At 64.2% G+C, this 15655-nt stretch carries 11 protein-coding genes; 7 read left to right on the top strand and 4 right to left on the bottom strand.

Annotated elements, in window-relative coordinates; genetic code table 11:
- Positions 1–50 precede the first annotated feature (50 nt).
- The 3 genes from FNV92_RS21420 to FNV92_RS21430 all read left to right on the top strand — a co-directional run bounded on the left by FNV92_RS21420 (position 51) and on the right by FNV92_RS21430 (position 3686).
- Positions 51–821, top strand: coding sequence for an enoyl-CoA hydratase (locus tag FNV92_RS21420; protein WP_143844678.1), 771 nt, complete (start codon positions 51–53; stop codon positions 819–821).
- Between the two features lie 272 nt (positions 822–1093).
- A complete protein-coding gene (locus tag FNV92_RS21425; protein ID WP_143844677.1) occupies positions 1094–2290 on the top strand; it encodes an acetyl-CoA C-acyltransferase in 1197 nt (398 codons plus the stop codon).
- Positions 2291–2402: 112 nt separating this feature from the next.
- Positions 2403–3686 (top strand): MFS transporter, encoded by a 1284-nt coding sequence (locus FNV92_RS21430; RefSeq protein WP_143844676.1) that lies wholly within the window; start codon positions 2403–2405, stop codon positions 3684–3686.
- Between the two features lie 234 nt (positions 3687–3920).
- On the opposite strand, the gene FNV92_RS21435 is transcribed toward FNV92_RS21430, so the two are convergent.
- The gene (locus FNV92_RS21435) at positions 3921–4415 is read right to left on the bottom strand and encodes a hypothetical protein (protein WP_143844675.1); all 495 of its coding nucleotides are present in this window, start codon (positions 4413–4415) and stop codon (positions 3921–3923) included.
- 126 nt (positions 4416–4541) lie between these two features.
- Positions 4542–5993, bottom strand: a complete 1452-nt coding sequence (locus FNV92_RS21440) for a type II and III secretion system protein family protein (protein WP_143844674.1) — start codon at positions 5991–5993, stop codon at positions 4542–4544.
- A gap of 443 nt (positions 5994–6436) precedes the next feature.
- Here FNV92_RS21440 and FNV92_RS21445 point away from each other — a divergent pair, with 443 nt between their 5' ends.
- The 4 genes from FNV92_RS21445 to FNV92_RS21460 all read left to right on the top strand — a co-directional run bounded on the left by FNV92_RS21445 (position 6437) and on the right by FNV92_RS21460 (position 12823).
- Positions 6437–9307 (top strand): ATP-binding protein, encoded by a 2871-nt coding sequence (locus FNV92_RS21445; protein WP_143844673.1) that lies wholly within the window; start codon positions 6437–6439, stop codon positions 9305–9307.
- A 156-nt stretch (positions 9308–9463) separates the two neighbouring features.
- A complete protein-coding gene (locus tag FNV92_RS21450) occupies positions 9464–9928 on the top strand; it encodes a (2Fe-2S)-binding protein (protein ID WP_015686772.1) in 465 nt (154 codons plus the stop codon).
- Position 9929: 1 nt separating this feature from the next.
- Positions 9930–12182, top strand: coding sequence for a xanthine dehydrogenase family protein molybdopterin-binding subunit (locus FNV92_RS21455; protein WP_143844672.1), 2253 nt, complete (start codon positions 9930–9932; stop codon positions 12180–12182).
- Positions 12183–12190: 8 nt separating this feature from the next.
- Positions 12191–12823, top strand: a complete 633-nt coding sequence (locus FNV92_RS21460; protein ID WP_143844671.1) for a hypothetical protein — start codon at positions 12191–12193, stop codon at positions 12821–12823.
- Positions 12824–13129: 306 nt separating this feature from the next.
- Here FNV92_RS21460 and FNV92_RS21465 read toward each other — a convergent pair whose 3' ends face one another.
- Positions 13130–14689 carry an acyl-CoA carboxylase subunit beta gene (locus FNV92_RS21465; RefSeq protein ID WP_015686775.1) on the bottom strand — a complete coding sequence of 520 codons (1560 nt, stop codon included), beginning with the start codon at positions 14687–14689 and terminating at the stop codon, positions 13130–13132.
- A complete protein-coding gene (locus FNV92_RS21470; protein WP_041748382.1) occupies positions 14619–15593 on the bottom strand; it encodes an IclR family transcriptional regulator in 975 nt (324 codons plus the stop codon). Before FNV92_RS21470 ends, FNV92_RS21465 begins: the two co-directional genes overlap by 71 nt.
- Positions 15594–15655 lie beyond the last annotated feature (62 nt).

Below are 15655 nucleotides of genomic sequence, written 5' to 3' on the forward strand. Positions count from 1 at the left end.
TCCGGACCGGTGCGCCTCGCGCCTGTCCACGAAACTTTCGAGATGCCACCATGGAAATGCTCAATCAGCACTGCGGCGTGACGCGCGATGCGCGCGGCGTCGTTCATGTCGCGATCTGCAACGCCGGCTCGCTCAACATCCTCGGCTCGCCCGTGACCGACGCGGTCCGCGAGGGCCTGCAGCAGCTCGGCTCAGACCGCAGCATTCGCGTCGTGGTGCTGCGCGGCCAGAGCGAGAAGAGCATGATCGGCGGCGCCGACATCAAGGAGATGGTGAAGCTCGACCAGACATCCGCCGAAGCGTTCATCAGCCGCCTGCGCGATCTCTGCGAAGCCGTGCGGCAATTCCCCGCCCCCGTGATCGCGCGCATGCCCGGCTGGTGCCTCGGCGGCGGGCTGGAGGTCGCGGCGGCCTGCGACTTCCGGATTGCGGCGCACGATGCGCATTTCGGCATGCCAGAGGTGCGCGTCGGCATTCCCTCGGTGATCCACGCCGCGCTGCTGCCGCGCCTGATCGGCTGGGCGCGCGCGCGCTGGCTGGTGATGACGGCCGAGAATATCGACGCGCCGACGGCGCTGGCCTGGGGCCTGGTCGACAAGCTCGCGCCGGAGGGCGGACTGGATGCTGAGATCGAGCATCTCGTAAAGGCACTGCTCGAATGCGGCCCCGAAGCACTGCGCTCGCAGAAGGCGCTGCTGCGGCAGTGGGAGGAACTGCCGCTGACGGAGTCGGTGAACCTCAGCGTCAAGGTGTTCGGCGAATCGTTCCTGACGGACGAGCCAACGCGGCTGATGCAGGCGTTCGTGAACCGGAAGCGGTAGATCGGTAGAAGGCGTTCCCTCAAAGATGGTGTCATGCCCCGCGAAGGCGGGGCATCCAGTACGCCGTGGCCTCTCCGTACCCCACGACGGCCTCTGGAATACTGGATCAGCCGCTTTCGCGGGTGACGACAGCGTGCCGTAGGTGGACCTCCTCCCACCAGACGACAATCTCATCCGACCCACGACATTTTCTCATCCCTGCCGAGGTTGCATTTTTTGCGCCGCATCATATGATGACCATAATCTTACCCGTCATCGCAGGAAGTTTCGTCATGGCCGAAGCCGCCGATTCCGTCGTCATCGTCTCCGCCGCCCGCACCCCGCTCGGACGCTTCATGGGCGAATTGTCGCCACTTCCCGCGCACAAGCTCGGTTCCCACGTGATCGCGGCCGCGCTGGAGCGCGCAAAACTCGCACCCGAGAAGGTCGACGAGGTCTTCATGGGCTGCGTCCTTCCCGCCGGCCAGGGCCAGGCACCGGCGCGGCAGGCCACGCGGGCCGCAGGACTTCCCGACGCCACTGGCGCCACGACCGTCAACAAGGTCTGCGGCTCCGGCATGAAGGCGACCATGCTGGCGCACGACATCATCCGCGCGGGCTCGGCCGGGATCGTGGTCTCTGGCGGCATGGAGAGCATGAGCAACGCGCCTTATCTGCTGGCGAAAGCGCGCGGCGGCTACCGCGTCGGCCATGACCGCATCATCGACCACATGATGATGGATGGCCTGGAGGACGCCTACGAGACCGGCCGCTCCATGGGCGATTTCGGCGAGGCCACCGCGGAAGCTTATCAGTTCACCCGCAAGGACCAGGACGCCTATGCGATGGAGACGCTCAGCCGGGCGCGCAAGGCGGTTGAGGGCGGTGCGTTCAAGGCCGAGATCGCGCCGATCACGCTGACGGAGAAGGCTGGTCCGCGCATCGTCGCCAATGATGAGCATCCGCTGAAGGTCGATCCCGCCAAGATCCCCGGATTGAAACCGGCGTTCGGCGCCAATGGCACCATCACGCCGGCCGCCTCCTCCGCCAACGCCGACGGCGCCGCGGCGCTGGTGCTGACGAAGCGCTCGCTCGCGGACCACAACGGCCTGCCCGCGCTGGCCGAGATCAAGGGCCACGCCACCCACAGCCAGGAGCCGCAATGGTTCACCACCGCGCCGATTCCGGCGATCCGCAAGCTGCTGGACAAGGTCGGCTGGAGCGCCGATGACGTCGACCTGTTCGAGATCAACGAGGCCTTCGCCGTGGTGGCGATGGCGGCGCAGCGCGATCTCGGCATTCCCCGCGACAAGCTGAACATCAACGGCGGCGCCTGCGCGCTCGGCCACCCCATCGGCGCCACCGGCGCGCGGCTGATCGTGACGCTGCTGCATGCGCTCGAGGCCCAGAACCTCAAGCGTGGCGTTGCGGCGCTCTGCATCGGCGGTGGCGAGGCCACGGCAATCGCGGTGGAGCGTCTCGCGCATTGACCGCGAAAGTCTGAAAACGAGGGAACTCTGTCATTTCAGACAGATGGCCCCCGTGGCATTATGCAAGCTCGTGCAGGTGTTCCCAAACCTGCCCATCAAACATTGAGGCCCAATGATCTCGAACTGGCTCGCGGCAGCGCTTTCCCGCCGCAATATCCATTACGGCTGGGTGATGGTCGGCGTGACCTTCCTCACCGCGCTGATCAGCGCGGGCACGGTCGGTGCGCCCGGCGTGTTCATCGTTCCCCTGCAGCAGGAGTTCGGCTGGAGCACGGCGCAGATTTCCTCCGCGCTCTCGATTCGCTTCATCCTGTTCGGGCTGATGGCGCCGTTCGCCGCGGCGCTGCTCAACCGCTACGGCTTGCGCAACGTCACGCTCACGGCGCAGTTCATCGTGGTCTCGGCGCTCGTGCTTTCACTCGGCATGACCGAGGTCTGGCAACTCGTCGCGCTGTGGGGCGTGGTGATCGGCATCGGCACCGGCATGACCGCGCTGGTGCTGGGCGCGACCATCGCGACGCGCTGGTTCGCGGCGCGGCGCGGCCTGGTCGTCGGCATCCTGACCGCGAGCGTCGCCACCGGCCAGCTCGTCTTCCTGCCGCTGCTCGCAAGCCTGACCGAACGTTACGGCTGGCGGCTGGCGCTCGGCTTCGTCTGCATCGCGCTTGGCGTGTCCGCCCTTGCAGTCTTGCTCGCAATGCGCGACAGGCCGAGCGATGTGGGCCTGCGTCCGTTCGGTGACGAAGGCACCGAGCCCCTGCCCGTGCCGCCGGTCAACCATGGCTCGATCACGGGCGTGGCGCTCGGCACGCTGCGCGATGCCTCGAAGTCGCGCGCGTTCTGGATCCTGTTCGCGACCTTCTTCGTCTGCGGCGCCTCGACCAACGGGCTCGTCCAGGTGCATTTGATCCCGATGTGCCTCGATTTCGGCATCCCGCAGGTGCAGGCCGCGAGCCTGCTCGCCGCCATGGGCATCTTCGACTTCTTCGGCACCATCATGTCGGGCTGGCTGTCGGACCGCTACGACAATCGCTATCTGCTGTTCTGGTACTACGGCCTGCGCGGGCTCTCGCTGCTCTTCCTGCCCTTCAGCGATTTCTCGTTCTACGGGCTGTCGCTGTTCGCGATGTTCTACGGGCTCGACTGGATCGCGACGGTGCCGCCGACGGTGCGCCTCACGGCGCAGAAGTTCGGACCCGAGCGCGCCAATCTGGTGTTCGGCTGGATCTTCGCCGGCCATCAGCTCGGCGCGGGCACTGCGGCTTTCGGCGCGGGCCTGTCGCGGACGCTGCTGCAGAGCTACCTGCCCGCCTTCTTCGTAGCTGGCGCGCTCTGCGTGTTCGCCGCGCTGATCGTTCTCGCGATCTCGCGGCAGCCCAAGCCGGTGGTGGCTTAAGCCATCCTCAGCCTGTTCAGCAATCAACTGTTACAAATCGGAGTGAGCCCGAGACGGAGAGAGGACCGCCGCCAGCTGCTCGGGGAGTGTCAACGTCCAGGGGCCGAGGCGACGGTCCTCAGGCGCGAGAATCTGGGAATTCCTGAGCCCGAACGGAACGATAGCGGTTGCGATGCCTCTCCACCAAGCGGAGAAGAATTGCTGCGTATGAAGAATTGTTGCGCATGAACCAAATCACTTCGCTTCCTTGTTCAACTCGATCGCGACCTCCGACATCCAGGACCCCGGCGCTTCCATCAGGAAGGATTGATGGTTGCTCCTGGTCTGGATCGTCACCAGCGCAGCTACGGTGTTTCCCTCAATTCGCGCCTCGATCAGGCCGTCCCTGTTCGTGCCGTAGACCTTGCCGCCCTGCCGGTATTCGCTCTCGAACCAGTTGCCGGAAAGCTCCGTCCCGCTCTGCTCGATGTTCGCGGACAAGACCATCTTGTACGCATCGCTCGCGCAGCGCAGGTCCAGCGTCAACGACCGTCCGGGCCTGGTGATGTTGTAAGCCACCTTGCAGCGAACCTTCTCGCGTGGGCCGTCCGAGGGCTTCATCATGCCGATGCCAAACCATGCGCCGGCCAAACCGTCGAACACTGGCTCTGCGCGCAACGGACCGATGCCGACGAGCGCGAGGCACGCAGCACCAATGCCCATGCGCACCACCGAAGACTTAAAAAGCATTCCATCGATCCTGATATTGAGTCCACGCACGTCCCTATGCCCGAACAGCCGCGGGATATTGACGAAGATGTTTAGAGATGTTGCAGAGATTGCCTGAACATTGCCGGGCGACGTATGGACAGCGCGTCAATCTGTGATGAAGCCGATATCGCTGCGACGGGTCCCCGTTGATCCTGTTCGGCCGTAAAGGCGATTGATGCTGCCAATGAGATTGGCTTGCGGATCGCTCGAGCCGACGAAGCCGTCATCCGGGCGCGAGAGCTCTCTCGGGCTCACGGCGCGAACGAGGTAAGGCGTCACGAGAACGACGAGCTCGGTCTGGTTGTTGACAAAGTCCTGACTCCTGAAGAGCGCGCCCAGCAGCGGCACCTGCATCAGCCCGGGCAAGCCATTCACGGCTCGCTTGGTCTGGTCCTGAATCAGGCCGGCGATTGCCATGGACCCGCCGGAGGGAATCTCGAGCGTGCTCTCGGCCCGGCGCGTCTTGATGGACGGGACGGTCAGAGAGTTGGTCGTGTTGTCGCTCACCGCCTGGGACAAGGTGATCGAATTCTCGTTCGAGAGGTCCGACACCTCGGTCATCAGGTGCAGGCTGATGCGGCCTTCCGCCAGAACGACCGGCGTGAAGCTCAACGACATTCCGAATTTCTTGAAGCTGATTTGGGTCGTGCAGACATGGGTTGTCGGGTCGCAGGAGTACCCAGCGGGCACGGGAAACTCGCCGCCAGAGACGAAAGTAGCGGCCTCTCCAGATATCGCTGTCAGCGTGGGTTCCGCCAGGGTGCGTACGACGCCCGCCTTCTCCATCGCCCTCAGCGTGGCCGTCGTTCCCCCGGCCGACAGGGTGACGTTGTTGCCGTCGACGAGGTTCTTGCCGTAGGCCGTGAACGGGTTCGAATTGGCGAGGCTTACAACCGACGTGCCTGAACTGAGACTGGTGCTGAGATCGACGCCAAGCTGCTTCACGATCTCGCGTGAGATCTCGGCGACCGTCACTTTCAACATGACCTGGTCACGGCCCCGAACCGCGATCGAGTTGACGACCTTGTCGGCCGCACCCGTCAGGCGGGAGGCAATATCGTTGGCCTGTTGGGCTTCGAGGGGCGTCGCGACGGTGCCGGTCAGGATGACCCCATCGCCGACGCCGTCAATCTGGACATTGGCCGCGGGAAGCGCCTGCTTCAGCGCGGCACGAACACCGTTCAGGTCACGCTTGACGGCGATGTCGTAGGCGACGATCGATTGGCCGGCGGTATCGAAGAACACCACGTTGGTTTGCCCGATAGCAGCACCGATGATGTAGGCGCGCTGCGCCGATCGAAGCACGACGTTGGCGATCTTGGGGTCTGCGACCAGCACATCCTTCACGTCGCGGGGAAGATCGATCACCATCGATTTGCCCACGCCGAGGGACACAAACCTCGCATCGGACTGGCCGATCGCGCCGCCTTGTCTCAGGGATCTGGGGTCCGCAGCGTTCGTCCCAGACGACGATCCACATGAAACAATCGCCAGAACAAGCAGTACGAGAAGCCAGTGCCGGGAAGCGCGTAACGACAGTCCGGCGCCCGCATACATAGCAATTGTCCTTCACGTCTCATCCGAAAGGGGGCATCACGGATCCTTCGCAAGAGCACGTGGCGGCCAACACGGATTGAACGTCGCAGATCGGGCGTTCGGGCGCATCCGGCGCAACCGAAACAAAATTGAGGTCACCGACACACGAGCGAAAAGAACGCCCAAATCCCGCCCCAATGATCGATGCCCCCGGAACGTAACCTTCTTTGCGCCCAGGTTCGGGATCGCTTCGCACAGTCCGTTATCCGGCCGCGCCAGGCACGAACCAGTGGCTCGAGATCGGCCGTCCCTCGCGGCCGCACGGGCTGGCTCTTTGCCACTCTGACGGGCAGCAGACCGCACTTGCCAAATCGCACGACGCATCCGCTGCCGCGCCGATACGCAACATGGCCAGACCGCACCCGATGCCATAGACTCTGCATTGGACGTGTTGGGAGGCAACCTTGCGCCCGGTCAGCGAAGGCGCTTACCTTTTTGACGAGTATCGTTTTTTTCCCCGGAGGCAATTGCTGCTGCGGGGTCAGGCTCCGGTTCGGGTCGGGGCGCGCGCGCTCGATCTGCTTCAGGTGTTGCTCGAACGGCAGGGTGAACTGGTCAGCAAGGCCGATCTGATCCGGTTCGCATGGCCCGACACATTCGTGCATGAGAGCAATCTGAAGGTGAATATCGCGGCCCTGCGCCGATCACTGCCGCAGGACAAGGCCGATCTCCCCTACATCATCACCGTTCCCGGCCGCGGCTATCGCTTTGCCGCGCCTGTGCGGTTCGAGACGGCGTCTGCCTCGTCGGTAGCACCCTCCCATGGCGGCGGCGGCTTGGAGCGGCAGCTGCAAGGGTCACACCTGCTGATCGGGCGCGAAGACGATGTCGGCGAAGTCACCAGGCGCGTGTGTGATCGCGGCTTTGTCACCATCGTCGGTCCCGCTGGCGTCGGCAAGACGAGCCTCGCCGTCGCAGCCGCGCGGGAGCTGACAGAACGCTTCAATGACGGTGTCTGCTTCGTCGATCTCGCTGCGATTAATGATGCGCAGTTGGTGTGCGCGGCCATCGCGTCCGCCCTGGGATCCGCCGCCGGAGTGATCGATCTGCTCGTCGGGATCGTCGACGCCGTGCGGTCTAAAAACATGCTGCTAATTTTGGACAATTGCGAGCATGTGCTGACGACCTCGGCGCTCGTGGCCGAGCACATGCATCTCGCGGTGCCCGAGATCGGTATCATCGCGACCAGCCGCGAGCCGTTTCGATCGAAGACCGAGAATGTATACCGGCTTGCCCCGCTTCGCTGTCCCTCGGATGAGGTAGGCCTCGACGGACGACAGGCCATGGCGTTCCCGGCGGTCGAGCTGTTCGTCACACGCGCGCAGGAGGCCGCAGGCTATGGTCTGAGCGATTCCGACGTCTCCGTCATCGTCGATATCTGCCGGCGGCTGGATGGAATTCCCCTCGCGATCGAGCTTGCGGCGCCGCGGCTGAAGAGCTGCGATCCAGCTTCCCTGTTGCGACATCTTAAAGACAGTTTCGATCTCCTGAACTACGGTCCGCGAACCGCGCCGCTTCGACACCAGGCTCTGCAGGCGACGCTGGACTGGAGTTATCGGCTTTTATCCGAGGCCGAGGCCTCACTGTTGCGTCATCTGTCCGTGTTCGCCGGACTGTTCACGACCGAGGACGTGCTCGGCATCACCAGCGACATCGTCGCGTCGCCGGGCGAGACCGCCGCTTGCCTCGACAACCTCGCATCGAAGTCGCTGGTCTCGCAGACACTCTCGGGCGGCAAGGCTGCGTACAGGCTGCTCGACACGACCAAAACCTATGCTGCAGAGCGGCTGCGTGCGGAAGGTGAACATAGGCGCGCCTGCGAGAGCCATGCCGTCTATATGCTCGACCTGTTCGAACGTGCCGAGGCGGAATGGACGTGGCTGGCACGGGAAGACTGGATGACGACCTACGGCCGGCACGCCAACGACCTGCGCAACGCGATCGACTGGGCTTTCGGCGCGGATGGCGATGTCGAGACTGGCCTCCGACTATCCGCCGCAGCGATCCCGCTCTGGGATGAACTCTCGTCGGTGGCCGAATGCCGGCAACGCGTGCGCACGGCGCTGGACGCCGCCAAGCTGACGGCTCATCCAGATCTCGAGGTGCGGATGAAACTGGCGACTGCCCACGCCCGAAGCCTGACTTTCACCGAACGGCTCGATCCGGAGGCCGAAGGTGCGTGCCGCGAGAGCGTGAGGCTGGCCGAGCTGAAGGGCGATGCGGACTATCAGCTCCGTGCGGTATGGGGCCTTGCGGTCCTCCAGTCATTCGCCGGGCGTCACCGCGACGTTCTGGCGAGCCTCGATCGCTTCGATGCGATCAGCGAGCGGACGAAGGACAGCGCCGCCGCATCCTCAGGCGCGCGGTTTCGCATCATGACGCAGTTCTATCGCGGCGATATCGTCGGCGCCCACGCCTCCCTGAAGCGGCTCGCCAGACAGCACGACAGTCCTGCGGAGCGCACGCGCATATCTCGTTTCCAAGTCGATCCCTACGTGGTGATCCGCGTCTCGCTCGCCTTCGTCGGATGGGTACGCGGGGATACGCTCGAAGCCGTCAAGGCTGCCAGAGCCGCCGTCGACGGCGCCGCCGCAACCGAGCATCTGGTGACACAGTCCAACGCTCTTGCCCTGGCCTCCATTCCGATTGCGATCTGGAGAGGCGATATCGACACGGCCGAGCAGCATCTCAACCTGCTCGACGACAATCTCAACCGGAGGAACCTCGCGAGTTGGGCGCCGCTCAGCCACTTCTTCCGCGCTGTGATAGGGCATCATCGCGGAAGTGCGGATGCGGTCGAGCAGATGCGCGTCGCTGCCAACGAGATCCTCGACAGCAAATTCCTGATCCGCGCGCCGATCTACCTCGGCATGCTCGCGGAAGCGGCGCTTGAGCGCGGCCGGATTGAGCTCGCGCGCGAGAGCATTGCGGCGGCCATCACGCATGCGGACCAACTGGATGAGACATGGTGCCGGCCCGAGCTGCTCCGGGTCCTCGGATGTATCGAACTTCAGCGGGGCGATCGCGCGCGCGGAGAGCAGGCCCTGATCAGCGCGGTGCAGACAGCGGAAGCGTCAGGCGCCCTCTCCTTCCAGCTCCGCGCCGCGACCGACCTCGGCAATGTCTGGACGGAGAGCGGAGCTGCTTCTGCGGCCGTAGCGATGCTTGATCCAATCTGCCGGCAGTTTGCGCAGGACGGCACAGGCAAAGACGTCGCGAGAGCCCGTCGCCTGCTCGATCGTTTAGAGATCGAGGCCTCATCCGGTCGCGCGTAGTCTCCCTGGATGGACTGAACATAATTGCGTGCCTGCTGTGCTTACCAGGCCGCGCCGGTTCCGCATGTCTTGACCGTACGTTTTTACCACATTTAACCGCAGGCCTTTCTTCACCTCGTTAGATTGCTGCACGACGATTGGTAAGGACGCACCGACATGATCGAACTCACCGTCAATGGGACCAGGCATCGAGTCGATGTCGTTCCCGAGATGCCCCTGCTCTGGGTCCTCCGCGACGAGCTCGGCATCACCAGTCCCAAATACGGCTGCGGGGTCGCGCAATGCGGCACCTGCACCGTCCAGATCGACGGCATGGCCGTGCGGTCCTGCCAGGCCCATATCGGCGAGGTCGCGGGCAAGTCGGTCGTCACGCTCGAAGGCCTGGAGAAAAAGGAGCAGAACCCGGTCATTCAGGCCTGGATCGAACATCAGGTGCCGCAATGCGGCTACTGCCAGACCGGCCAGATCATGCAGGCGATCTCGTTGCTCGATCTGATCTCCAATCCGACGGACGACGAGATCAACCAGGTGATGTCCGGCAATCTCTGCCGCTGCGGCACCTATCCGCGCATCCGCGCGGCGATCCACGCCGCCGCCGCGAAGAAAATGGCGGAGAAGTAAGATGGGCCACATGCAGGACCTCTCCCGACGCGCCTTCGTTTTCGGCTCCGCCGCCATCGCCGGCGGCATCGCCTTCGGCGCCTATGGCACGGCTGAAGCGGCTGCCACCGCCGGTGACAATCCGTTGGTCGCTGGCCTCGGGCCGAATTCCGTGACCTTCAATCCCTGGGTCGAGATCAGCCCGGACAAGATCACGCTGATCGCCCAGCATGCCGATATCGGCCAGGGTGTCGGCTCGATCCAGCCGATCATGATCGCCGAGGAGATGGACCTCGATCCCGACCAGTTCGAAGTTCGCTTCGCCGGCCCCAGTCCCGCCTATTTCAACACCGGTTTTGCAGACGAACTCGCGCCGTTCGTGGCTGCGGACCAAAGTCCCGCCGCCGAGGAAGCGCGCGCCAAGATGCTCGAATGGCTGAGACAGGCCGGCCTGCAGATGACCGGCGGCTCGAGCACGCTACCGGACACTTATGAAAAGCTGCGCGTGGCGGGCGCCGTCGCACGCGAGACGCTGAAGGCTGCCGCCGCCAAACGCTCGGGTATCGCTGTGGCCGACCTGCGTACCCAATCGGGCCACGTGATCCTGCCCAACGGCACCAGGATCGCCTATGTCGATCTCTGCGCGGACGCCGCGAAGATTCCACCGGTGCTCGATGCCAAGCCGCGCGATCCGTCGAAATGGCGCATGCTGGGCAAGCCGATGACGCGCCTCGATATCCGCGACAAGGTCATGGGGGAGCTGAAGTTCGGCATCGACATGAAGATGGAGGGCATGCTGTACGCCGCCGTCAAGCTGAACCCCGGCAAGGGCCAGCCCCTGAAGTCATATGACGCCAGCAAGGCGCGCGCGATGCCCGGGGTCAAGAAGGTCCTCGAACTCAAGACTGGCATAGCCGTGATCGCCACCAACAGCTGGTACGCCATGAAGGCGGCCGACGCCGTCATGTGCGAGTGGATGCCCTCGGCCTATCCCGCCGAGCAGGCCGATCATTGGAAGGTGCTGGAATCCTCCTTCAAGCCTGAATTCCTCGGCAAGGAGTGGCGGAAGATCGGCGATATCGACGCCGCGCTGAAGACGGGCAAGCTCGTCGAGGCCGAATATCGCGCGCCTTACGTGGCACATCAGCCGCTCGAGCCGCTGAACGGGATCGGCCTCGTCACCGACAAGGGAATGGAAATCTGGGTCGGCCATCAGAGCCCCCGCTTCGTGCAATATGTCGCGGCAACCGCGATCGGCCTCAAGCCGGAGCAAGTCACCTTCCACAATCAATGGACCGGTGGAAGCTTTGGCCATCGTCTCGAATACGAGAACGTCCGCGTTCTCGCCGAGATCGCCAGTCAGATGAAGGGAACGCCGATCAAGCTGGTGTTCTCGCGCGAGGAGGATTTCCTTCAGGACATCCCACGGCAGATTGCGATCGCCCGGCACCGCGGCAGCGTCGACAAGAGCAGGATCGTCGCGGCCGACCTCCAAGTTGCCTCAACGGCTCCGTTCAAGGGGCTGCTCGAGCGTTCGGGCACACCAACAAAGGATCCCGACGGGCAATTGGCCGCAGGTCTGTGGAACGTTTATTACGACATCCCCAATTTCCGGGGCACGAGCTACGAGGCGCAAGGACTGTCGCCATGCACCACATGGCGCTCGGTCGGCGCCTCGACCTCGGGCTTCTTCACCGAAAGCTTCATCGACGAGCTGATCCATGCGGCGGGTCTCGATCCCATGAAGGCGCGCATCACGATGTGCACCGTACCACACTATCGCAAGGTGCTGGAAACGGTTGCGGAGATGTCGGACTGGAAGGGGCCGCTTGGCAACGGCCGCGGGCGCGGTGTTGCCTTCGTCGAGTCGTTCGGGACGCCGACGGCCGAGGTCGTCGAAGTGACGAAGACGGAGCGAGGCATCCGGATCGACAAGGTCTGGGTCGCCGTCGATGTCGGCAAGGTCATCGACCCCGTCAATTTCGAGAACCAGGTGCAGGGCGGCGTCATCTGGGGGCTTGGCCATGCCATCAATTGCGAGCTCACTTACGCTAACGGCGCGGTGCAGCAGACCAACTACAACCACCATGAAGCCATGCGGATCTACCAGTGCCCGGTGATCGAAGTTCGCGGGCTTGAGAACGATCCAAAGGTGAGAGGCCTCGGCGAGCCGCCCGTCCCTCCTGCGGCACCGGCGCTCGCCAATGCGATCTTCGCGGCGACCGGCCAGCGTATCCGCGAAATGCCCTTCAACAAGTTCATCGATTTCGTGTGAGGCGCGCCATGACGAGGTCTCTGATCGCGGTCATCATCGCGGCTTCATCGGTCGCGGTACTCACCGGCATCGTCGCAGCCAAGGACGAGGCCACCAAGGGGACGCCACCGCCGGGCAGCGTCAGTCGCGCCGACGGGCTGGAGGCCTGGAAGCGAATCGAAGCGGTGGTGACACATCCGCGCTGCGCGAACTGCCACGTCGATGCCAAAGCCATACCGATATGGACACCGGCAGGCGAAACCAAGCCTCGCGTGCATGGCATGAACATCCATGGTGGAGAGAGCCGCATCGGCGCCGAGAAGCTCGCCTGCTCGACCTGTCACATGACCTCAACGCAGGCGAACGAGCCGGCGCCGGCGCCGCCGCGCGCCGGCATCGACTGGCAGCTCGCCCCGGTGGCTTTCATCTGGTTCGGCAAGAGCGGCGCCGAGATCTGCGCGCAACTGAAAGATCCCAAACGCAATGGAGGTCGCGATGCCGCCGGTCTCGTCGAACACCTGCGGCACGACGCGTCATTGAACGGCTTCATTCCTCGCGGATGGGCGCCCGGAGCAGGCCGCTCGACACCGCCGGGTTCGTTCGAGGATCACGTCAGGGACATGGCTCTATGGGGAGCCGCCGGACAACCTTGTCCGAATTGATGCTTTGTGTCGCCGCAGGCCCCGCGCTGCTCGGCAGGCTTCAGGTGCCAGAGCCTAAGCGCTACAGCTTGCTCCGAACGCCTACGCGTACCCGCTCGGCAAACCAGACCGCAAAGATCGAAGCAAACGACAGACCAAAGAATATGCCTGTCCAAAGCAGTGCGTTTCCCGCGTTTGTCATGACGTCTCTCCCTTTTAAGAGCGAGACGTTTGCAGACAATTGGACGCGTGGTGTTGCGATGGATCAATACGGCCCAGGCGCAATCGGGTCGAAGGCCGACGGCAGCAGCTCGCCGTAACAGCGAGCTACGGCCTGATCGTCATGTTCTCCGGCGGCCCTGGCTTGCGCAGCGGCTCGGCGAGCCGCGCAAACTCGCACAGCAGCGACCTCGTCTTCCTGGGATCGATGATCTCCTCGACCCAGAATTTTTCGGCCGAGCGGAACGGCGAGCGCAGCTTGTTGAGGCGCTCCTCGATCTCCTTCAGCTTGGCGGCCTTGTCCTCGGCAGCATCAATGTCGGCCCGGTAGGCGGCTTCGATGCCGCCTTCGAGCGGCAGCGAGCCCCAATAGGCCGACGGCCAGGCGTAGCGGATCGAGAACCGGTCGGCAGGCTGATGCACCACGCCGGCGACGCCGAAGGCGTTGCGCAGGATCACGGTGCACCAGGGCACGGTGGTCTGATTCACCGCGGTCATGGCACGGACGCCGTGGCGGATGGTTCCGGCCTTCTCGGCATCGAGGCCGATCATGAAGCCGGGGCAGTCCATGAGATAGACGATCGGCAGATGGAAGGTTTCGGCGAAGTCGACCCAGCGCACCACCTTCTGGCAGGCATCCGCGGTCCATGAGCCGCCATAGTGGAAACTGTCGCTGGCCAGCACCATCACCGCCCTGCCCTCGAGCCGGGCGAGACCAACGATGAGCGGCTTGCCGAAGTTCTTGGCGACCTCGAAGAACGAGCCCTTGTCGACGACCTGCTCGATGATCGGCCGGATCTTGTAGACCTGCTTGCGGTTGCGCGGCACCGCGTTCATCAGCGCTTCTTCGCTGCGCTCGGGATTGTCGGCGCAGGGTAAAGTCGGTGGCAGCTCGTAGACCGATGACGGCAGATAAGAGAGGAAACGCCGTGCGCAGGCGAACGCCTCTTCTTCCGTGTCGACGGCATGATCGACCGCTCCGGCGCGGGTCTGGATGTCGGCGCCGCCCAGTTCTTCCTTCGTGAGGTCCTGCCCCAGCGCCTTCACCACGGGCGGGCCCGCGACGAACATCGCGGACTTCCTTGTCATGATGGAATAGTGGCTGGCGGCCAGACGCGCGGCGCCAAGGCCCGCGACCGAGCCGAGCCCGAGCGCCACCACTGGAACGCGCGACAGGTTTTCTGTCGTGAAGCGATACCAGCGGGTGCCGCCGATGCCTCCCGGCAGATTCGCCGCGCCCTTGGTTTCGATGGTCTTGACCGAGCCGCCGCCGCCGGAACCTTCGATGATGCGGATGATCGGCAGGCGGAAATCGTGCGCCATCTCCTCCGCCATCAGCGGCTTGGCCGAGATCGACGCATCCGCCGAGCCGCCGCGCACGGTAAAATCGTCGCCGACCACGACCACCGTGCGTCCATCGACGCGCCCGCGGCCGAACACGCAGTTCGCCGGCGTCAGTTTCTGCAGCTCGCCGCTGGAATCGTATTCACCGATGCCGGAGACGGCACCGATCTCGTGAAAGCTGCCTCTGTCAGTCAGCTTGTCGATACGCTCCCGAACAGTCAGTCGGCCCTGGTCATGCTGACGCTTGACCTTGTCAACGCCGCCCATCTCCCGCGCGAAGGCTTCGCGCCGGGCGAGCTCGTCGAGTTCCGGCTTCCAGTTCATTCACTCCCTCCGAATTGATCGGCTTGTTATTGTTATGCACGGCCATTGCGACCGGTTTGCGCGGGATACGGGCGTTGAAGACGTCGCCCTCCGCGCCTTCCATCAGGCTGCCGAGCGAGCGGCCGAGCTCGACCATCAGCGGCGCGACTTCGGCATGCAGACGCTGCTCGTCATACATCGCCGCCAGAAGGCCGATCGTGATGACCACGAAGGTCTGGTACTGCGGCGACCAGATCGGCACCGCGAGCCCGTTGATGTGCGGGCTCCACAGGCCGCACGCCACGACATAGCCCCGCTCGCGCAGCGACTGCCGGTAAGCCTCGATGCGAGGCCGCAGGATTTTTGCGGCCTCGGGCGCATCCCGCTCCATGTCGTTGATGAAGGCATCGCCGACTTCCGGCGACAAAGCAGCCGTGTAGGCTGCGCCCGCCGCGGTCGAGGCCATCGAAATGCGGCTGCCGGTGCCCTCGTGCAGGCCGAGCGCGGCGGCCGAGCGCGCGAACTGGAGATAGACGAGATGAAGCCGATCCGGCACGACGAAGCCGACCGTACCAGGCAATTGCTCGGCGACTTCCTGGAGCCGCTGGCGGATCATGCTGCGGAGCTGCGCGCCCTTCATCATCGAGGCGCTCATCGCCACCGCACTCGGGCCGATGCGATATTTCTGGTCGCGCGGCAGATAGACGAGCTGTCCCATCCGCGTCAGCGTGTGCGTGAGCCGCGACACCGTCGAGCGCGGCAGACCGCACCGATTTGAAATCTCGAGATTGCCGAGTCGAGCCTCGTGGCCCTCGAAGCATCGCAACACGTCGAACGCGCGCGACACAACCTGAATGACATCCCCCTCGCCGGCGTCGCCAGCGAGCGCACCTTGCCTACTCAACCGCTCCGAACGTCGTCCCATGTTCCCTACCAATTGTTCCGCTGTGCGGAATTAAATTCCACTTGCAGACGACGCTACCTCAG

Source organism: Bradyrhizobium cosmicum (assembly GCF_007290395.2).
GTDB lineage: Bacteria > Pseudomonadota > Alphaproteobacteria > Rhizobiales > Xanthobacteraceae > Bradyrhizobium > Bradyrhizobium cosmicum.